The 18,954-nt window shown below is 70.3% G+C and carries 18 protein-coding genes; 4 read left to right on the top strand and 14 right to left on the bottom strand.

What is annotated here, in order from left to right; translation table 11 throughout:
- The first annotated feature begins 34 nt into the window (after positions 1-34).
- Complete coding sequence (locus AA23TX_RS23860; protein ID WP_155545094.1) at positions 35-898, top strand: nuclear transport factor 2 family protein; 864 nt, start codon at positions 35-37, stop codon at positions 896-898.
- Here AA23TX_RS23860 and AA23TX_RS23855 read toward each other — a convergent pair.
- The 4 genes from AA23TX_RS23855 to AA23TX_RS23840 form a co-directional block, all read right to left on the bottom strand.
- The gene (locus AA23TX_RS23855; protein ID WP_155545093.1) at positions 895-1,173 is read right to left on the bottom strand and encodes a DUF397 domain-containing protein; all 279 of its coding nucleotides are present in this window, start codon (positions 1,171-1,173) and stop codon (positions 895-897) included. The two genes, AA23TX_RS23860 and AA23TX_RS23855, sit on opposite strands and share 4 nt — an antisense overlap.
- A 102-nt stretch (positions 1,174-1,275) precedes the next feature.
- Positions 1,276-2,289, bottom strand: coding sequence for a ketol-acid reductoisomerase (ilvC, locus tag AA23TX_RS23850; protein ID WP_013223583.1), 1,014 nt, complete (start codon positions 2,287-2,289; stop codon positions 1,276-1,278).
- A gap of 32 nt (positions 2,290-2,321) precedes the next feature.
- Positions 2,322-2,828 (bottom strand): acetolactate synthase small subunit, encoded by a 507-nt coding sequence (gene ilvN / locus AA23TX_RS23845; protein ID WP_086842284.1) that lies wholly within the window; start codon positions 2,826-2,828, stop codon positions 2,322-2,324.
- A gap of 1 nt (position 2,829) precedes the next feature.
- Positions 2,830-4,713, bottom strand: coding sequence for an acetolactate synthase large subunit (locus tag AA23TX_RS23840; protein WP_196425501.1), 1,884 nt, complete (start codon positions 4,711-4,713; stop codon positions 2,830-2,832).
- A 335-nt stretch (positions 4,714-5,048) separates the two neighbouring features.
- Here AA23TX_RS23840 and AA23TX_RS23835 point away from each other — a divergent pair, with 335 nt between their 5' ends.
- Together AA23TX_RS23835 and ilvD are read left to right on the top strand one after the other, a co-directional pair.
- Positions 5,049-5,498 (top strand): PH domain-containing protein, encoded by a 450-nt coding sequence (locus tag AA23TX_RS23835; protein ID WP_196425500.1) that lies wholly within the window; start codon positions 5,049-5,051, stop codon positions 5,496-5,498.
- 92 nt (positions 5,499-5,590) lie between these two features.
- Positions 5,591-7,435 (top strand): dihydroxy-acid dehydratase, encoded by a 1,845-nt coding sequence (gene ilvD / locus AA23TX_RS23830; protein ID WP_155545091.1) that lies wholly within the window; start codon positions 5,591-5,593, stop codon positions 7,433-7,435.
- A 277-nt stretch (positions 7,436-7,712) separates the two neighbouring features.
- Here the strand turns inward: ilvD and AA23TX_RS23825 are convergent, their stop codons facing one another.
- Positions 7,713-8,288, bottom strand: coding sequence for a DoxX family membrane protein (locus AA23TX_RS23825; protein ID WP_155545090.1), 576 nt, complete (start codon positions 8,286-8,288; stop codon positions 7,713-7,715).
- Positions 8,289-8,325: 37 nt separating this feature from the next.
- Positions 8,326-9,234, bottom strand: coding sequence for a 2-hydroxyacid dehydrogenase (locus AA23TX_RS23820; RefSeq protein ID WP_196425499.1), 909 nt, complete (start codon positions 9,232-9,234; stop codon positions 8,326-8,328).
- A 65-nt stretch (positions 9,235-9,299) separates the two neighbouring features.
- Here AA23TX_RS23820 and AA23TX_RS23815 point away from each other — a divergent pair, with 65 nt between their 5' ends.
- Positions 9,300-10,508 carry a PQQ-dependent sugar dehydrogenase gene (locus AA23TX_RS23815; protein ID WP_155545088.1) on the top strand — a complete coding sequence of 403 codons (1,209 nt, stop codon included), beginning with the start codon at positions 9,300-9,302 and terminating at the stop codon, positions 10,506-10,508.
- Positions 10,509-10,548: 40 nt separating this feature from the next.
- Here AA23TX_RS23815 and AA23TX_RS23810 read toward each other — a convergent pair whose 3' ends face one another.
- The 8 genes from AA23TX_RS23810 to gatC form a co-directional block, all read right to left on the bottom strand.
- Positions 10,549-11,691, bottom strand: coding sequence for a Gfo/Idh/MocA family protein (locus AA23TX_RS23810; protein WP_155545087.1), 1,143 nt, complete (start codon positions 11,689-11,691; stop codon positions 10,549-10,551).
- Positions 11,688-12,437: a cupin domain-containing protein gene (locus AA23TX_RS23805; protein ID WP_155545086.1), complete on the bottom strand. Its 750-nt coding sequence runs from the start codon at positions 12,435-12,437 to the stop codon at positions 11,688-11,690. The genes AA23TX_RS23810 and AA23TX_RS23805 overlap by 4 nt, the downstream gene beginning before the upstream one ends.
- Positions 12,434-13,354, bottom strand: a complete 921-nt coding sequence (locus AA23TX_RS23800) for a DUF6807 domain-containing protein (protein WP_155545085.1) — start codon at positions 13,352-13,354, stop codon at positions 12,434-12,436. The genes AA23TX_RS23805 and AA23TX_RS23800 overlap by 4 nt, the downstream gene beginning before the upstream one ends.
- Positions 13,351-14,463, bottom strand: coding sequence for a Gfo/Idh/MocA family protein (locus tag AA23TX_RS23795; RefSeq protein ID WP_196425498.1), 1,113 nt, complete (start codon positions 14,461-14,463; stop codon positions 13,351-13,353). The genes AA23TX_RS23800 and AA23TX_RS23795 overlap by 4 nt, the downstream gene beginning before the upstream one ends.
- A 579-nt stretch (positions 14,464-15,042) precedes the next feature.
- Positions 15,043-15,573 (bottom strand): hypothetical protein, encoded by a 531-nt coding sequence (locus AA23TX_RS23790; RefSeq protein WP_155545083.1) that lies wholly within the window; start codon positions 15,571-15,573, stop codon positions 15,043-15,045.
- Positions 15,574-15,576: 3 nt separating this feature from the next.
- On the bottom strand, positions 15,577-17,082 hold the full coding sequence (gene gatB / locus AA23TX_RS23785; protein ID WP_155545082.1) for an Asp-tRNA(Asn)/Glu-tRNA(Gln) amidotransferase subunit GatB: 1,506 nt from the start codon (positions 17,080-17,082) through the stop codon (positions 15,577-15,579).
- Complete coding sequence (gene gatA / locus AA23TX_RS23780; RefSeq protein WP_155545081.1) at positions 17,079-18,596, bottom strand: Asp-tRNA(Asn)/Glu-tRNA(Gln) amidotransferase subunit GatA; 1,518 nt, start codon at positions 18,594-18,596, stop codon at positions 17,079-17,081. The genes gatB and gatA overlap by 4 nt, the downstream gene beginning before the upstream one ends.
- Entirely contained in the window at positions 18,593-18,892 is a 300-nt protein-coding gene (gene gatC / locus AA23TX_RS23775) for an Asp-tRNA(Asn)/Glu-tRNA(Gln) amidotransferase subunit GatC (protein WP_155545080.1), read from the bottom strand. Before gatC ends, gatA begins: the two co-directional genes overlap by 4 nt.
- Between the last annotated feature and the right edge of the window lie 62 nt (positions 18,893-18,954).

Genomic DNA, 18,954 nt, shown 5'->3' with positions numbered 1-18,954 from the left:
ACTACAGACTCCGTTTTGCCTACTGGGAGAATCCATGACCAACCCCCGCGACGTCTTCGCCGCCCTGTCCGACGGCATCAGCGAAGGACGGTTCGGCGAGCTGTCCGCGCTCTACGCCGAAGACACCGTCGTCGAGCATCCCCAGGCCGTGCCACGCCCGACGCGCCTGGACGGCCGCGCCGCCGTCCACGAGCGGTTCACCGGTGTCCTCGCCGGGGCGGTCCGGCTCAAGCGCAAGAACGTGGTCGTCCACGAGACCACGGACCCCGAGGTGATCGTCGCCGAATACGACTACGACGCCGAGTCCGTCGAAACCGGCCGGACGACTACGACGGCCAACATCCAGGTGCTGCGCATCCGGGACGGCCTGATCGTCCATTCCCGCGACTACCACGACTACCTGCGGCTCGCCGCAATCCGCGACGGCGTCGGCCAGCTGGCCGGGGCTTACGAGCAGGCGCCGCCGCGCGAGCTGTCCGCCGTCACGCCGGAAAGCGCGGACACAGTGCTCGAACGGCTCGTCTTCGGAGTCGCGGGCGGGCGCTGGGACGAGCTGCCCGAGCTGTACGCGGAAGAAACCCACGTCACGCACCCGTTCCTGCCGGGCTCCGCGGTGATCCGGACGCGCGACGAGATCCGCGAGCACTTCCAGGCGGGCAAGGCGATGAACCCGGGCTTCGCGGTCGCCGACCTCGTCACCTACCGGGGCACCGATCCGGAGGTGCTGATCGGCGAGTTCGCCTACCAGGGCGAATACGCCGGGAAGCCGGTGCGGATCGCCAACATCTTCTCGATGCGCGTGCGCGACGGCCTGGTCGTCGAGTCCCGCGACTACGGTGACCACCTCGGCATCGCCGGCGACCTCGGCACGATCCCCGCGCTGGCGGCGAAGCTCTAGGCCTCGGCGAGATCCTCGGGCAGGTCGAACTCGCCGTCGCGGACGCCCTTGACGAACGCGTCCCACTCCCCCGGCGTGAAGACGAGGATCACGCCGTCGGGCTTCGACGACTGCCGCATCGCGGTGTAGGTGACGCCGTCGGTGTGCTCGATGAAGGCGTACTCGACGCAGTCGTCGAGGGTGACGCCCTCCGGCTCGGCCCGGATCCACTCGGCCTTCGTGAAGTCGAGGTGGTGCCGGATGTGCGCCTTGTCGTCGACCGGCTGCTCACTCATGTCGCAAGCGTAGCGAAACGACCACCGAACGCACTGAAGGGGACGCCCCGAGCGGGCGTCCCCTTCAGCGTCTTGCGAGATGAGACTGTGTTGCGAAAAGCGTCAGGCGGTCTCGGTGATCGGCCGGTCCACCCACGACATGAGGTCGCGCAGCTTCTTGCCGGTCGCCTCGATCGGGTGCTGGTTGCCCTGCTCCTCGAGCTTGGTGAAGTTCGGCCGGCCGGCCTCGTCCTCGGCGACCCATTCACGGGCGAACGTGCCGTCCTGGATCTCGCCGAGGATCTTCTTCATCTCTTCCTTGACCGCCGGCGAGATGACGCGCGGGCCGCGGGTCAGGTCGCCGTACTCGGCGGTGTCGGAGATCGAGTAGCGCTGGCGCGCGATGCCGCCCTCGTACATGAGGTCGACGATCAGCTTCAGCTCGTGCAGCACCTCGAAGTAGGCGATCTCCGGGGCGTAGCCGGCCTCGGTGAGCACCTCGAAACCGGTCTGCACCAGCGCGGACGCGCCACCGCAGAGCACGGCCTGCTCGCCGAAGAGGTCAGTCTCGGTCTCCTCGGTGAACGTCGTCTTGATGACGCCGGCGCGGGCACCACCGATGGCGGCCGCGTAGGAGAGGGCGAGCGCCTGGGCGTTGCCGGAGGCGTCTTGCTCGACCGCGATGAGCGCGGGGACGCCCTTGCCGTCGACGAACTGACGGCGGACCAGGTGGCCCGGGCCCTTGGGGGCGACCATCGCGACGTCGACGTTGGCCGGCGGCTTGATCAGGTCGTAGCGGATGTTGAAGCCGTGCCCGAAGAAGATCGCGTCGCCGTCCTTGAGGTTCGGCGCGATGTCCTGCTCGTAGATGAAGCGCTGCTTCGTGTCCGGAGCGAGGATCATGATCAGGTCGGCCTCGGCCGACGCCTCGGCCGGGGTGAGCACGCGCAGGCCCTGCTCCTCGGCCTTCGCCCGCGACTTGGACCCCTCGGGCAGGCCGATGCGGACGTCGACGCCGGAGTCGCGCAGGCTCAGCGAGTGGGCGTGGCCCTGGCTGCCGTAGCCGATGACAGCGACCTTGCGCCCCTGGATGATCGAGAGGTCGGCGTCGTCGTCGTAGAAGATTTCCACTGCCATGGGGGTACTGCTTCCTTTCCTGACTTACTTCGTTAACGCGGTGATGTGGCGGTGATGGAACGGGCGCCCCGCCCCACCGCGACCATGCCTGACTGCACCAGCTCGCGGATGCCATACGGCTCCAGCATCCGCAGCAGCGCACCGATCTTGTCGGACGTCCCGGTGGCCTCGACGGTGAGTGCCTCCGGGGAGACGTCCACCACCTTGGCGCGGAAGAGCTGGACGGTTTCGAGGACCTGGCTGCGCACGGTGTTGTCGGCGCGAACCTTCACGAGCAGCAGTTCGCGCTGCACGGCGGTCGACTGCTCCAGCTCGACGATCTTGATCACGTTGACCAGCTTGTTGAGCTGTTTGGTCACCTGCTCGAGCGGTAGCTCTTCGACAGCGACCACGATCGTCATGCGGGACACCTCGGGGTTCTCCGTGGGCCCGACGGCGAGGGACTCGATGTTGAAACCGCGGCGGGAGAACAGGCCGGAAACGCGCGCGAGCACACCGGGCTTGTTCTCGACCAGGACACTCAGCGTGTGGACGGTCATCTCAGTGCTCGCCACCTTCCGCGGCGGCTTCCGTGGTCTCCACCGAAACCTCGTCGTCGTCGAACAGCGGCCGGATGCCCCGGACCGCCATGATCTCGTCGTTGCCGGTGCCCGCGGCGACCATCGGCCACACCTGGGCATCCTTCCCCACCACGAAGTCGATCACGACGGGACGGTCGTTGATCTCCATGGCCCGGCGGATGGTGGCGTCGACGTCTTCCTTCGTCTCGCAGCGCAGGCCAGCACAACCCAGGGCCTCGGCCAGCAGCACGAAGTCCGGGATCCGGTGCTTGTGCGTGCCGAGGTCGGTGTTGGAGTACCGCTCCGAGTAGAAGAGGTTCTGCCACTGCCGGACCATGCCCAGGTTGCCGTTGTTGATGACGGCGACCTTGATCGGCGCACCCTCGATGGCGCAGGTGGCCAGCTCCTGGTTGGTCATCTGGAAGCAGCCGTCGCCGTCGATCGCCCACACCGGCGTGCCGGGGACGCCGAACTGCGCGCCCATCGCGGCGGGCACCGCGTAGCCCATGGTGCCGAGACCGCCGGAGTTGATCCAGGTGCGCGGGTTCTCGTACTTGACGAACTGCGCGGCCCACATCTGGTGCTGGCCGACACCGGCGGCATACACCGCGTCCGGGCCGACGAGCTCGCCGATCCGCTCGATGACGTACTGCGGCGACAGCGAACCGTCGTCGGGCCACTCGTAGCCGGCCGGGTAGGTCTTGCGCCAGTCGTCGAGCAGCGTCCACCAGTCGGTCAGGTCGGGCTTGCCGCCGTGCTCGAACTCCGTGGTCACCGCGGTGATCAGCTCGCCGATGATCTCCTTGCAGTCTCCCACGATCGGCACGTCGGCCTTGCGGTTCTTGGAGATCTCGGCCGGGTCGATGTCGGCGTGCACGATCGCGGCGTCCGGCGCGAACGACTCCAGCTGGCCGGTGACCCGGTCGTCGAACCGGGCGCCGAGCGCGATCAGGAGGTCGGAGCGCTGCATCGAGGCGACCGCGGCGACCGAGCCGTGCATGCCCGGCATGCCGAGGTGCTGCGGGTGCGAGTCCGGGAACGCGCCACGCGCCATCAGCGTCGTGACGACCGGGATGCCGGTCTGCTCGGCGAGCTGCTTCAGCTGCTCGTGCGCGTCCGCCTTGATGACGCCGCCGCCGACGTAGAGCACCGGGCGGCGCGACTTCGCGATGAGCTTCGCGGCTTCGCGGACCTGCTTGCCGTGCGGGCGCAGCGTCGGGCGGTAACCCGGGAGCCGCAGCTCGGTCGGCCAGGAGAACGAGGTCATCTCCTGCAGCACGTCCTTGGGGATGTCCACCAGGACCGGGCCGGGCCGTCCCGTCGAAGCCAGGTGGAACGCCTCGGCGATGGTCCGCGGGATCTCCGCGGGGTCCGTGACGAGGAAGTTGTGCTTGGTGATCGGCATGGTGATGCCGCAGATGTCGGCTTCCTGGAACGCGTCGGTGCCGATCAGCGCCCGGGACTGCTGCCCGGTGATGGCGACGACCGGGACGGAGTCCATGTTCGCGTCGGCCAGCGGGGTGACGAGGTTGGTCGCGCCCGGGCCCGAGGTCGCCATGCAGACGCCGACCTTGCCGGTGGCCTGCGCGTAGCCGGTGGCGGCGTGGCCCGCGCCCTGCTCGTGGCGGACCAGGATGTGGCGGACCTTCGTCGAGTCCAGCAGCGGGTCGTAGGCGGGCAGGATGGTGCCGCCCGGAATGCCGAAGACCACCTCGGCGCCGACCGCCTCGAGCGAGCGCACGAGGGACTGCGCGCCGGTGACGCGCACCGGGGTTCCCGCCGGGGGCGCCGGCTTCGGACGTGCTCCGGGCGTTCCGGGCGTCGGCCCGGGTTTCGCGTCGCTGCGCGACGTGGCACTGGTCATCGGTTCTGCCTCGTGGGTCTCGGTGTCACTCGTTCGGGTCGGTTTTGTGCGGTGGGGCGGGGAATCTCTTCCCGTGGGCAACAAAAAACCCTCGCCGACCGTAAGGTCGCACGAGGGTTCGCGCGTCGACGCAGCGGAAAGTCTTCCCTAAGCGTCGACGCGCTTGGGAAGTACGAGGCCGGTCAGCGGTGTCACGACGCTGACGCTAGTCCGAAGGTCTCTCAGGTGTCAACTCTGCGGGATGGCGTGTCCGCATCGTGGACACGTGGGCGGCGCACATCACTGGCGTCCGACCCGGGTCCGGGCCGGTCCGCGGGGCGGTGCACCATTTCGAGGTGGCCGAAAAAGAGCAGGACGAAGGCCGGAAGGCCGTCTTCCGGATCCCCCGCACGTCGTTCATGGCGATCGCCCTCCTGACGATCTGCGTGACGCCGATCGCGCTCGGCGAGATCCCGTACCTGCAATGGCTCTACATCTTCCCGATCGCGCTCGCGGTGTTCGTGATCCGGACCCGCACGGTCGCGACGCGCTCGGGGCTGGCGGTCCGCACGATGTTCGGCCACCGCGACGTGCCGTGGTCGGCGCTGAAGGGCTTGGCGATCACCAAGAAGTCGCGCGTCCAGGCCGTGCTCGAGGACGACACGAAGGTGCCACTGCCGACCGTGCGGACCCGGCACCTGCCGGTGCTTTCGCTGGTCAGCGAGGGTCTCGTCGCCGACCCGAGCGGCCTGCTGAGCGCCGACGACGTCAAGCCGGCCAAGCCCGAGACGTCGCCCAGCGAGTAACCCCCGGGCACCCGTGGGCTAAATTGGTAGGACCAGTTTCGCCGGAGCGTCCCGGACCTCCGCCTGGCCCTCATCCGACCTGGGAGTTCGCCGTGCCGCCTCTCCGTTCCCGGACCACCACCCACGGCCGCAACGCCGCCGGCGCCCGCTCGCTCTGGCGCGCCACCGGCATGACCGACAGCGACTTCGGCAAGCCGATCGTGGCGATCGCCAACTCCTACACCCAGTTCGTGCCCGGCCACGTGCACCTCAAGGACCTCGGCGAGATCGTCGCCGGCGCGGTCAAGGAAGCCGGCGGCGTCGCGCGCGAGTTCCACACGATCGCCGTCGACGACGGCATCGCGATGGGCCACTCCGGCATGCTCTACTCGCTGCCCTCGCGCGAGATCATCGCCGACTCGGTCGAGTACATGGTCAACGCGCACCAGGCCGACGCCCTCGTCTGCATCTCCAACTGCGACAAGATCACCCCGGGCATGCTGAACGCCGCGATGCGGCTGAACATCCCGGTGGTGTTCGTCTCCGGCGGGCCGATGGAGGCCGGCAAGGCCGTCGTCGTGGGCGGTGTCGCGCAGGCGCCGACCGACCTGATCACGGCGATCGCCGCGTCGGCCAGCCCCGAGGTCGACGAGGACGGGCTCGACATCGTCGAGCGCTCGGCCTGCCCGACCTGCGGCTCGTGCTCCGGCATGTTCACCGCGAACTCGATGAACTGCCTCACCGAGGCGCTGGGCCTCTCCCTGCCGGGCAACGGTTCCACGCTGGCGACGCACGCCGCGCGCCGCGCGCTGTTCGAGGAGGCCGGGCGCACGGTCGTCGAGCTGTGCAAGCGCTGGTACGAAAACGACGACGAGTCGGCCCTGCCGCGCTCGATCGCCACTCGCGAGGCGTTCGAGAACGCGATGGCCCTCGACATGGCGATGGGCGGCTCGACCAACACGGTGCTGCACATCCTTGCCGCCGCCCAGGAGGGCGAGGTCGACTTCACGATCGCCGACATCGACGCGATCGGCCGCCGCGTGCCGTGCCTGTCGAAGGTGGCGCCGAACTCCGACTACCACATGGAAGACGTCCACCGGGCCGGTGGAATCCCGGCGATCCTCGGCGAGCTGTACCGCGGCGGACTGCTGAACACCGACGTCCGATCGGTGCACTCGAAGGACTTGGACTCCTGGCTCGGCGAGTGGGACATCCGCGCCGCTTCGCCCTCTGATGTGGCCGTCGAGCTGTTCCACGCGGCACCGGGCGGAGTCCGCACGACGCAGGCGTTCTCGACCTCGAACCGGTGGTCTTCGCTGGACACGGACGCGGCGGGAGGGTGCATCCGCGACGTCGAGCACGCGTACACGAAGGACGGCGGCCTGGCGATCCTGCGCGGCAACCTCGCCGAGAACGGCGCGGTGATCAAGGCGGCGGGCATCGACGAGGACCTGTGGCACTTCGAGGGCCCGGCGCGGGTGCTGGAGAGCCAGGAGGAGGCCGTGTCGGCGATCCTCAAGAAGGAGATCCAGCCGGGCGAGGTGCTGGTGATCCGCTACGAAGGTCCGGCGGGCGGCCCGGGCATGCAGGAGATGCTGCACCCGACGGCGTTCCTCAAGGGATCCGGCCTCGGCAAGAAGTGCGCCCTGATCACGGACGGCCGGTTTTCGGGCGGATCATCGGGCATTTCGGTGGGCCACATCTCCCCGGAGGCGGCGGCAGGCGGCCTGATCGCCCTGGTGGAGAACGGCGACCGGATCCTGCTGGACATCCACGAGCGCCGGCTGGAGCTGCTGGTGGACCCGGAGATCCTGGCCGAGCGGCGGTCGAAGATGGAGGCATCGGAGCGGCCGTGGCAGCCGAAGGACCGCCAGCGCCCGGTGACGGCGGCATTGCGCGCGTATGCGCGAATGGCGACGTCGGCGGACACCGGCGCGGTCCGCGACGTGAACAAGTAAGCCTGGCTCAAGCCGCGAAGGCCGTCCCGTTTGTCGGGCGGCCTTTTCGGCGTCCAGGGGCCCCGCCGTGAGGGGGACCCCCGGTTTCAACGCTACCGGCAGCCACCGACAATTCCCGGTCGGCAAGGGCGGGTTGTCCACAGGCCCGCCCCGCGCCGCGAAGCTGTCCACAGGCCGCGCCTGGATCCCCCGGCGGCTCCCCCGGAAACCGGGACGACTTCGTCGGAGCCGCGGCCAACTGCTCCAGCACTCGGAGCGGCCTGGCCGATTTCCGCAACTACCGCGTCAAAACGATGACCACCACAGCCGCCGCGGCGGCCAGCAGCAGCGTCACCAGCCCCAGTGGCAACGGCCGCTTCCGCCAAGGCGTGTTCCGCTCCAGCGAAATCGGCCCCGAGCCGGTGAACAGCAGGCTCAACGCCGAAGCCCCCAGAAGCAGCTCGAACTCGAAACCCTGCCCCTGCCCCTCGAAGAACCCACCGTGGAACTTCGCGTACACGGCGTTCGCCGCCACCCCGAGCAGGGCCGCCGCCGCGAGCGGCGTGAACAGCCCGACGATCACCAGCACCCCGCCGCCGACCTCGGCGATCCCCGTGATCCAGGACAGCAACGTCGTCTGCTTGTGGTAGCCGAACGTCTCCAGCATCCGCGCGAACCCGCCGATGCCGGGCCCGCCGAACAGCCCGAACAGGTGCTGCAGGCCGTGCGCACCCATGGTCACGCCGAGCGCCAGCCGCAGGATCAGCAGGCCGAGGCCCAGCCCTCCCTGGCGCGGGGTGTCGTCGGGTCCGTCGTCCTCGACGTCCGAGAGGAGGCTGGTGGGCTGCTGCGAAAAGTCGTCTCCACTGCTCACGCGCGAAGGGTAGGGGATCGGCGCGGGCCTGGCGAGCTCAGTACTCCCCGTGCACGAGGTTGTCCGGCAGCTCCCCGCCGGCGTACCGCGCGATCTCGGCCGCGGCGACGGCGTAGGACCGGCCCCGCACGCCGCGCACGGCCCCGCCGACGTGCGGGGTCAGCAGCAGCCCCGGCACCGTCCACAGCGGGTGCCCGGGCGGCGGCGGCTCGGGATCGGTGACGTCGAGCGCGGCGCGCAGCCGGCCCGTGGTCAGTTCGGCGACCAGGGCGTCGGTGTCCACGACGGCGCCGCGGGCGACGTTGACCAGCACCGCGCCGTCCCGCATCTCGGCGAGGAACTCCGCGTCGACCATCCCGCGGGTGCGCGAGGTCAGCGGCACCATCAGCACGACGACGTCGTGCAGGCCGAGCAGCGCGGGCAGCTCCCGCACGCCGTGCACGCCGTCGCGCGCGGTCATCCCGACCATCGTGCAGCGCGCGTCGAACGGCTCGAGCCGCCGCCGCAGGTGCTGCCCCAGGTCACCGGCGCCGATGACGAGCACGCGCTTGCCCTGCAGCGTGTCGGTGCTTTGCCGCTCCCACCGGCCTTCGCGCTGGGCCGTGCCGAAGACGTCCAGCTTCCGGTACATCGACAGCAGCGCCGCGACGACCCACTCGGCGGTGCTCCCGCCGTGCGCGCCCCGGCAGGTCGAGAGCAGGACGCCGTCGGGCACCTTGCCGACCCAGTCCTCGGCGCCCGCGGAGAGCAGCTGGATCAGCTTCAGGTTCGGCAGCGTGCGCCACAGCTCGTCACCCGGCGGGTGCTTGCCGGGGATGAGCACCTCGGCTTTCGCGGCCTCGGGCGGCACCTGCTCGCCCCACTGATGGCGCACGGGCAGCACCCGCGGCACCTCGGCGAGCACGGTCAGGCCCTCGTCGTCGGGCACCAGCACGGTCAGCGTCATGATCCCCAACGTAATCCAGGAGTACTCACCCATGGTTCACGCACCGGGCCCTAGGCTGGGCGATCATGCGCACCCGGTACCGCTCGGCCCTGCTGGCGATCCTCGCCTGCGGCGTCCTGCTGCCCGCCGGGTGCGCGCGGTTCGACGACACCGCGGCGGGCCAGACCTTCAGCCCCGCGCCCGTGCCCAGCCCCGAATCGCCGCCCGAGGTCCAGGGGCCCGGCTCGGATTCCGGCGGCGACGGCAAGCAGGCGCGGCCCGGCCAGTCGCCCACTCCCGTGCCGCCGCCGCAGGGCTGCAAGGACTTCGACCCGGCGGTGATCGCGACCTGCCTGGACACCGTCGCCGCGGTGGCCGGCCTGCCGGGTGACGGCTCGACGCCGAGCGCGCTGGCCGGCGAGCGCAAGAGCGGCCGCGTCATGCTGGCGACGGCGGGCAAGGACGCCACGGACTTCGCGAAGCTCGACGTCCAGGCGGCCGGCGACGGCGGCCTGACGGGCCTCGCGCTGTCGCCGTCGTACGTCGAGGACCAGCTCGTGTTCGCGTATGTGACCACGGCGACGGACAACCGCGTCGTGCGCTTCGCCAAGGGCCAGGCCGCCAAGCCGGTGCTCACCGGGATCCCGAAGGGCGCGACCGGCAACCGCGGCGCGATCAGCGCCGACAACCGCGGCGCGCTGCTGGTCGCCACCGGCGACGCGGGCGACCCCAACGCCGCGGCCGACCCGAACTCCCTCGCCGGGAAGGTGCTGCGGATCGACACGTCCGGCAAGGCCGCGGCGGGCAACCCGAACGGCTCCTTGACCGTGGCGGCCGGGCTGCACGCCCCGGGCGGGCTGTGCGCGTCCGCCGACGGTGGCCGCGTCTGGGTCACCGACCGGCTCGCCGACAAGGACACCCTCTACCGGGTGCAGGCCGGGCAGCCGCTGGCGACGCCGGCGTGGACGTGGCCGGACAAGCCGGGCGTCGCGGGCTGCGCGGACTTCGTCGACGCGAGCGGCTACGTCGCGGTCGGCGCGTCGCTGGCGGGCAACCTGCAGGACGTTCCCGTGTCGAAAGACGGCGCGGTCACCGGGAAACCCTTGGTCGTCCTGGACGGGAAGACCGGCAAGCCGCCGGAGACATTCGGGCGGCTCGCCGGGATGAGCATGATCAACCCGCAGCTCGCGTTGGCGGGCACGGTCAACAAGGACGGCGGCACGCCGGTCTCGAGCGACGACCGCGTCGTGCTGATCACGCCGACGATGGCCGGCGGCGGCAACAGCAAGGACTGACCCGGCGGCGGCGCTTCCGGGTCGCCGCGCCGGGACCGGTTCACGTCAGCGGCTTCAGCTCGATCCGTCGTCCCTCCGCCGACGACGTCAACCCGGCCTCCGCGAGCTGCAGCCCGCGCGCGGCGGAGAAGAAGTCGTAGCGGTGCTGCCGCCCGGCGACGACGTCCCGGACGAACTCCTCCCACTGCGCCTTGAAGCCGTTGTCGAACTCGGCGTTGTCCGGCACCTCCTGCCACTGCTCGCGGAAGGGCTCGGTGGCCGGCAGGTCGGGGTTCCACACGGGCTTCGGCGTCGCCGAGCGGTGCTGGACGCGACAGCGCCGCAGGCCGGCGACGGCGCTGCCCTCGGTGCCGTCGACCTGGAACTCGACCAGCTCGTCCCGGAAGACCCGCGTGGACCACGACGAGTTGATCTGCGCGATGGCCCCCGACTCGAGTTCGAAGATGCCGTACGCGGCGTCGTCGGCCGTCGCCGCGTACGGCTCGCCCTGCTCGTCCCAGCGGCGCGGGATGTGCGTGGTCGCTTTCGCGGTCACGGCACGGACCGCGCCGAAGAGGTTCTCCAGCACGTAGTTCCAGTGGCAGAACATGTCGAGCACGATCCCGCCGCCGTCCTCGGCGCGGTAGTTCCAGCTCGGCCGCTGCGCCTCCTGCCAGTCGCCCTCGAAGACCCAGTAGCCGAACTCGCCGCGCACGGACAGGACCCGCCCGAAGAACCCGCCGTCGACCAGCCGCCGCAGCTTCCGCAGCCCGGGGAGGAACAGCTTGTCGTGGACGACGCCGTGGCAGATCCCGGCGTCCCGCGCGAGCCCGGCCAGCTCCAGGGCCGCGGGCAACGTGTCGGCCAGGGGCTTCTCGGCGTAGACGTGCTTGCCGGCGGCGATCGCTTTGCGCACGGACGGCTCGCGCGCCGACGTCAGCTGCGCGTCGAAGTAGATCCGGACGTCGTCCAGCGCGGAATCGACGTCGGTCGTCCACGCGGTCAAGCCGTGCCGGTCGGCGAGTTCCTTCAGTTTCGCCGCGTTGCGCCCGGCGAGGATCGGTTCGAGCTGCACGCGGGTGCCGTCGGGCAGCTCGACGCCGCCCTGCTCGCGGATGGCCAGCACCGACCGGAGCAGGTGCTGTCGGTAGCCCATCCGGCCGGTGACCCCGTTGAGCAGCACTCCGATGGCGGTCTGGTTCATCGCCGGCCTTCCTGGTCGAGGGCTTCCTCGCCGTACGGCGAGGTGACACCCGGGATGTCGTATTCCGCGCGACGCCCGCACATGCCGTAGCCGTCGGGGTTCGACGGGGTCGTGACCCGGACGCCCGACTGGTCGAGGTGGCTCCCGTCGCCGTCGGCGAGGGCTTTGAGGTGCGCGCCGGTCTGTTCGGCGGCCTTCAGCGCCCCCGCCTGCCAGCGCGGTACCCAGTCTCCGATTTTCGGCGACACCAGCGCGACGGCCGCCCGGTGGAAAGTCCGCAGCGGCTCGGCATCGCCGTCCAGCAGCGCTTCGCGCAGCGGCAGGTAGCCACGAACCGCCAGGTCACGACGCCTTTTGGCGGCCTCGTCGGTTTTCGGCAACGCGGCGGCCACGGCGTAGGCCTCCGCGTCCGCGAGCACGTCGGGCGGAAAAGTGAACACGGCGTCACCCTCCTCGGGCAGGCCGCTGTTCTGCATGAGGACGGTGACTCGCAAGCCGCCGCCCTGCACCATCCGGTGGACGGTCCCCGGCGCGAACCAGGCGATCACGCCGGGCTCGAGCGGCGTCTCGGCGTACCCGCCGGTGCTCAACGTCTGGACGGCGCCACGCCCGGCCGTGACGACGTAGGCCTCGGTGCAGGCGAGGTGCAGGTGCGGGCTGCCCCCGCAGACACCGTCCTCGGCTTCCCAGTCGTAGGCGCGCAGGTGCGAAACGCCGATGTCACCCGGTAGGGGGAATTCGTTCATGACCATCCGTGCCTGTCGAGGTACCCGGCCACCTGATCGCGGTCCCACGCTCCATCGGCGACGACGACCCGGTAGCGGTACGTGAAGCTCTCCCCCGGCGGGAGGGCGAACTCTTCGAAGAACGCCCACGAGAAGGCCACCATGGGCGTGTCCTTGCTCCGGACGAACCAGTGCGACTCGTGGATCGCGTCGTCGTTTTCCGGCGAATGCGCGAAGACGAGCGTCGAGTGCGCGTCGACGTCGTCGTGTTCGCCGACGAAGGCCAGCCACGGCGCTTGCGTGCCCATCATGTCGTCGCCGTCGAGACCACCGGGCCCGAAGACGCGGCCACCGCCGAAGTCACGCGGGCCCCGCCAGTGCAGCCCGGTGTACCCGGCCTGCTCGCGGCCGGCGGTGGTCGGACTGCCGAACACGAGCGGCGCGTCGCGGACGTTGGTCAGTTCGATGCCCCAGTCGATCGCCCAGGCACCCTCGCCGGGTTCGACGGAGTGGACGACGATGTCCCGCCGCTCGCGCGCCCACTCGTCACCGCGGTGGGCGACCCAGGTGAGCCGTTCGGTGAAGGTCAGCCGATCGCCGTCGACGGTGAAGCCGGCGAACCCGTCGTGGCGCATCGAGCCGATGCGGTCGGGCAGGTCCTGGTACCAGTGGCCGGGGACGTAGGTGTGGCCACCCCAGAAGTTCTGGCCGGACAGGTGGCTCGACGTCATCTGCAGGCCCTTGTGCCACCGGTGGTCGGCGGGCCGGTAGCCGCTGACGCGCCTTCCCCGCAGGGTGCGCAGCGGGTGGGTGTAGGGCTTGCGCGACTCGTAGGCGACGGGGTCCGGCTTGTACACATAGGACATGAGCGGGACCCCGGCGGCCTCGACGGTCACGCGGTCGCCGTGCCGGTGAGTGACGGTGATCGCCGCGCTCATCCCACGCTCACCCCGGCCATGTCCCGGTAGAAGGGATCCCCAGGCCCGATCTCCCCGCGGCGCACGATTCGCCCGGTGAAGGCGGCCTTGTAGAGAGCGGCGACGAACTCCAGCACCCGCCGCCCGTCAGCCCCGCTGCAGGGAGGCCGCCGCCTGGTCCGATAGGCGTCCAAGACGGGCCCGAGCGCGGCGGCGTGCGAGCTGCCGACGTCCTCGGCCGGTTCGGTCGGAATTCCGGCAACGTGCGGAGCGGGGGTGTACCGCCAGTTTTCGGCCCGGTGGCCGTAGAGGTGCGCGAGCTCGACGGTGGCCCGCTCGCAGTCGATCCGGATCCGGCTGACTTCGTCGGGCGAAAGGACGCTGTTGACGACGGTGGCCAGCGCCCCGGACCCGAACCGCACGAGCGAGGTGGAGACATCCTCGGTCTCGACATCGTGGACGAGCCGTGCGGTCATCGCCTGGACTTCGGCCCATTCCCCGTCCCCGCTGACCTCGCCGTCGCCGTCGGCGTCGTCGGTGAGCAGGTGGAGCAGCAGGTCCATCTGGTGAATGCCGTGCCCCATGGCCGGCCCACCGCCTTCGGTCGCCCAACGACCACGCCACGGAACCGCGTAGTACCCGGCATCGCGGTACCAGGTGGTCTGACAATGCGCGACGAGCGGACGCCCGAGTTCGCCCTTCGCGCGCAGTTCCCGGAAATGGGCAACGCCGGACCCGGACCTCTGCTGGTAGACGAAAGAGACATACGGACCCCCCTCGAGTTCGGCGGAGGTCATCTCGTCGTACTCGGCGAGCGAGCGACAAGGCGGCTTCTCGCACCAGACCCAGGCACCGCACTCGAGGACTCGTTTGGTCTGTTCGACGTGCAGCCCCGGCGGTGTGCAGATCGAGACGAGGTCGGGTTCCTGCTCGGCGAGCAGGGAATCGAGATCGCGATAGGGCTTGGCGTGCTCGGTGGCCGCACAGAAGGCAAGGGCCCGACCCTCATCGACATCGGCGACGGCCACGAGATCGACATCATCCCGGCGAGCTTGGTAGGCGACGCGGTGGCTGTCAGCAATAGCCCCGGCCCCGACGACGGCAACCCGCAAGCGCTTTCCTTGAGCCAACCCGCACTCCTTCTCGCCGCCCGTCGCACGCCTTCCACCGCCGGACCCTTGCGGATCGCGGGCCCTCGCGGCTCGCTATCCGCCGCTCGACTCTTCCGCCGGCGCACCGCTAGCGCCGGACAGACTTTTCGGCGGCCACGCCTTCCGCCTGGCAGCCCCGCCGCCGAAGCACTCCCTCCGGCCGGCCCACCGCAGAAGTACGCCTCCCGCCTGCCGGCCCGCCGCCGAAGCACTCCCTCCGCATGGCGGCTCGCCGCCGAAGCACTCCCTCCGCCGCAGACCCGTCATTGGCAGATTCCGTTCGCCGTGCAGATCCTTCGGCAATGTCGCCGGTTTCTCCCGCCGGCCGCCCACAGCCCTCTGCGGCCCGCCTCTTCGACCGTCTCAGAAAGCGCTTTCTCACGCAACGGCCGCCAAGAATGTCAACGTTGTCACCCCTTGTCCTCAACCGGAACGGACGACTCGACCCCGAGCGAAAGCGAAGGCCGCTACAGCCCACAACCCTCAGCGGTTGCGTGGCCGTCACCTCGCAAACCGGCCCGCCATCACTTCAACCGTTGCGTGGTCGCCGGGAAGGAGTCAGCGGCTCTTGCTACGAGGCTCACGTTTCCGCGGCTGCCGACTCTCGGCCCGCGCCGCTCGCATGTCCAAGAAAGCGGCTACGCACGACACGAGCGCGGCCAGCAACCCGAGGAACCGGCCGAAGCCGGGACCGATGGCGATGCCGGCGGCGTCGAAGATGCCACGCTGGTCGGCGTCGAACTCCCAGTCCAGCGTGAACCAGCCGACGACCATCAGCAGCAGCGCCGCCACGGCGACCGCCAGCCACAAGTGCGGCAGGCCGCTGACCCGCGCCTTCCGGATTCGCCCGAAGAAAACCACGACCAGCCCGGCCAGCAGCAACGGCAGCGGCGGGCACCACGCGAAGAAGCTCGAGTGCCACGCGTCGCGGACGACGTCACTGTGGTCCAGCTGCGCGAGGATGTCCTCGATGTCCGGCTTGTTGGTGCTCAGCGTGGTCCACGGCAGGAACATCGAGCCCAGCGCGAGCAGCCCGGCCGCCAGGCCGAGCCACTCGCGCCAGGTGACGCTTTTGACAGAGAACGACAACGGTCAGGAACCGACGCGTTCGATGATCAGCTCGCGGACCCGCTTGGCGTCGGCCTGCCCCTTGGTCGCCTTCATGACCGCGCCGACGATCGCGCCCGCCGCGGCGACCTTGCCGCCGCGGATCTTGTCCGCGACGTCCGGCTGCCCCGCCAAGGCCTCGTCGATCGCCGCGAGCAACGCCGAGTCGTCCGAGACGACCTTCAGCCCGCGCTTCTCGACGACCTCGCGCGGCTCGCCCTCGCCGGCGAGCACGCCCTGGACGACCTCCTTGGCAAGCTTGTTCGTCAGCTCGCCGGAGGACACCAGCCCGATGACCTCGGCCACCTGCTTCGGCGTGATCGTCAGGTCGGCCAGCTCGACCTCGCGGGCGTTCGCCTCCTGCGCCAGGGTGTTGACCCACCAGCCGCGCGCCTCGTCCGGCGACGCGCCGGCCTCGACCGTGGCCGCGACGAGGTCGACGGCACCGACGTTCAGCAGGTCACGCAGGGCTTCGTCGGAAAGCGACCACTCCGTCTGGATCCGCTTCCGCCGCTCGGACGGCATCTCCGGCAGCGTGCCGCGCAGCTGTTCGACCCACTCGCGCGCGGGCGCGATCGGGACCAGGTCGGGCTCCGGGAAGTACCGGTAGTCCTCCGCGGTCTCCTTCGTCCGGCCGGGCGACGTGGTGCCGTCGGCCTCCTGGAAGTGCCGCGTCTCCTGCTTGATCTTGCCGCCTTCGGCGAGGATCGCCGCCTGCCGCGTCATCTCGTAGCGAACGGCCCGTTCGACGCTGCGCAGCGAGTTGACGTTCTTCGTCTCGGTGCGCGTACCGAACTCGGTGGCGCCCTTCGGCATGAGCGAAACGTTCGCGTCGCACCGCAGCGAGCCCTGGTCCATGCGGACGTCGGACACGTCGAGCGCGCGCAGCAGGTCCCGCAGCGCGCTGACGTACGCCCGCGCGACCTCGGGGGCCCGCTCGCCGGTGCCCTCGATCGTCTTGGTGACGATCTCGATCAGCGGCACGCCGGCCCGGTTGTAGTCGAGCAGCGAGTGCTCGGCGCCGTGGATCCGCCCGGTGGCGCCGCCGACGTGCAGCGACTTCCCGGTGTCCTCTTCCATGTGCGCGCGCTCGATCTCGACGCGCACGACCTCGCCGTCGTCGAGCGTGACGTCGAGGTAGCCGTTGAAGGCGATCGGCTCGTCGTACTGCGACGTCTGGAAGTTCTTCGGCATGTCCGGGTAGAAGTAGTTCTTCCGGGCGAACCGGCACCACTCGGCGATCTCGCAGTTCAGCGCGAGCCCGATCCGGATCGCGCCTTCGACCGCCTTGCCGTTGAGCGCAGGCAGCGCCCCGGGCAGGCCGAGGCAGGTCGGGCAGACCTTCGTGTTCGGCTCGCCGCCGAACTCGTTGGCGCAGCCGCAGAACATCTTGGTGTTGGTGTTCAGCTCGACGTGCACCTCGAGCCCCAGCACGGGGTCGAACCGCTCGATGACGTCGGCGTAGTCCATCAACTCGGCCACGGCAGTCACTTCGTTCCTCCCAGCTCCGGGACCTTGTGGATGAGCGCCCCACCGGCGGCGGCGTCACGGGCGGCCTCGTAGGCGGCGCCGACCCGGTAGAGCCGGTCGTCGGCGAGCGCCGGGGCCATGATCTGCAGGCCGACCGGCAGCCCGTCTTCGTCGGACAGCCCGCTCGGCACGCTCATGGCGGCGTTGCCGGCGAGGTTCGACGGGATCGTGCACAGGTCGGCGAGGTACATCGCCATCGGGTCGTCCACGCGCTCGCCGATCTTGAACGCCGTGGTCGGCGTCGTGGGCGAAACGAGGACATCGACCTTTTCGAACGCGGCCGCGAAGTCACGCGTGATCAGCGTGCGCACCTTCTGCGCCGAGCCGTAGTAGGCGTCGTAGTAGCCGGACGACAACGCGTAGGTGCCCAGCATGATGCGCCGCTTCACCTCGGCGCCGAAGCCCTTCTCGCGGGTGAGCGACATGACCTCTTCGGCGCTGTGGTTGCCGTCGTCGGCGACGCGCAGGCCGTAGCGCATGGCGTCGAACCGCGCGAGGTTCGACGAGGCCTCGCTCGGCGCGATCAGGTAGTACGCGGGCAGCGCGTAGACGAAGTGCGGACAAGAGACCTCGACGACCTCGGCCCCGAGCGCCCGCAGCTGCTCGACCGCGGCCTGGAACGACCGCTCCACGCCCAGCTGGTAGCCATCGCCGCCGAACTCCTTCACGACGCCGACCTTGACGCCCTTGAGGTCACCCGTCATGCCCTGGCGGGCCGCGGCGACCACCGGCGGCACCGGCGCGTCGATGGAGGTCGAGTCCAGCGGGTCGTGCCCGGCGATGACCTCGTGCAGCAGGGCGGCGTCGAGCACTGTCCGCGCGCACGGCCCGGCCTGGTCGAGCGACGACGAAAAAGCGACGAGGCCGTACCGCGACACCCCGCCGTAGGTCGGCTTGACCCCGACGGTGCCGGTGACGGACCCTGGCTGCCGGATCGAGCCACCGGTGTCGGTGCCGATCGCGATGGCCGCCTCGAACGCCGCGATCGACGCCGACGAGCCACCGCCCGACCCGCCCGGGATGCGGGCGTGGTCCCACGGGTTGTGCGTCGGGCCGTACGCCGAGTTCTCGGTCGACGAGCCCATGGCGAACTCGTCCATGTTCGTCTTGCCGAGAATCACGACACCGGCCTCGCGCAGCTTGCGCGTCACGGTCGCGTCGTACGGCGGGATCCAGCCTTCGAGCGTTTTCGAACCACAGGTCGTCGGCACGCCCTCGGTGGTCAGGACGTCCTTGAGCGCGAGCGGCACGCCGGCCAGCGCCGACACGGGCGCGTTCCCCCCGGCGATGCCCTCGTCGACGGCCTTGGCCGCGGCCAGCGCGCCCGCGGTGTCGACGTGCAGGAACGCGTGGATGTGGTCGTCGACCTCGGTGATCCGGTCCAGGTGAGCCTGGGTGACCTCGACCGCGGACACCTCACGCGTGTGGATTTTTTCCGCCAGTTCCGCGGCGGTCAGCTTGATGAGCTCGGTCACTGCTCTTCCCCCAGAATCCGCGGCACCCGGAAGCGGCCGTCCTCGGCGGCCGGCGCGCCGGCCAGCGCCTGCTGCTGCGTGAGCCCGGGACGGACGACGTCCTCCCGGAAGACGTTCGTCAGCGGCACGGCGTGCGACGTCGGCGGCACATCGGCGGCGGCGACCTCGCTCACCTTGGCCACCGAGTCCAGGATCTGGTCGAGCTGGCCGGCGAAGACGTCGATCTCGTCGTAGGTCACGGCCAGCCTGGCCAGCTTCGCGAGGTGCGCGACCTCGTCTCGGGAAATGTTGGGCACGCGGGTGACTCCCGGGTTGTGCTGTGCGGGTTGTCTCGGAAGCTGCAAGTCTATGGTGACGA

This window comes from Amycolatopsis camponoti (assembly GCF_902497555.1).
Classification (GTDB): Bacteria; Actinomycetota; Actinomycetes; order Mycobacteriales; family Pseudonocardiaceae; genus Amycolatopsis; species Amycolatopsis camponoti.
Note: the sequence above shows the minus strand (reverse complement) of the source record. Positions and strands in the feature narration are given on the sequence as shown.

What these genes read in the sequence shown, in the direction of transcription:
- AA23TX_RS23805 (WP_155545086.1), bottom strand. Translation starts at nt 12,437, where the DNA reads ATGAACGAATTCCCCCTACCGGGTGACATCGGCGTTTCGCACCTGCGC.
- AA23TX_RS23815 (WP_155545088.1), top strand. Translation starts at nt 9,300, where the DNA reads ATGCGCACCCGGTACCGCTCGGCCCTGCTGGCGATCCTCGCCTGCGGC.
- AA23TX_RS23855 (WP_155545093.1), bottom strand. Translation starts at nt 1,173, where the DNA reads ATGAGTGAGCAGCCGGTCGACGACAAGGCGCACATCCGGCACCACCTC.
- AA23TX_RS23810 (WP_155545087.1), bottom strand. Translation starts at nt 11,691, where the DNA reads ATGAACCAGACCGCCATCGGAGTGCTGCTCAACGGGGTCACCGGCCGG.
- AA23TX_RS23800 (WP_155545085.1), bottom strand. Translation starts at nt 13,354, where the DNA reads ATGAGCGCGGCGATCACCGTCACTCACCGGCACGGCGACCGCGTGACC.
- ilvC (WP_013223583.1), bottom strand. Translation starts at nt 2,289, where the DNA reads ATGGCAGTGGAAATCTTCTACGACGACGACGCCGACCTCTCGATCATC.
- AA23TX_RS23840 (WP_196425501.1), bottom strand. Translation starts at nt 4,713, where the DNA reads ATGACCAGTGCCACGTCGCGCAGCGACGCGAAACCCGGGCCGACGCCC.
- ilvN (WP_086842284.1), bottom strand. Translation starts at nt 2,828, where the DNA reads ATGACCGTCCACACGCTGAGTGTCCTGGTCGAGAACAAGCCCGGTGTG.
- AA23TX_RS23860 (WP_155545094.1), top strand. Translation starts at nt 35, where the DNA reads ATGACCAACCCCCGCGACGTCTTCGCCGCCCTGTCCGACGGCATCAGC.
- AA23TX_RS23820 (WP_196425499.1), bottom strand. Translation starts at nt 9,234, where the DNA reads ATGACGCTGACCGTGCTGGTGCCCGACGACGAGGGCCTGACCGTGCTC.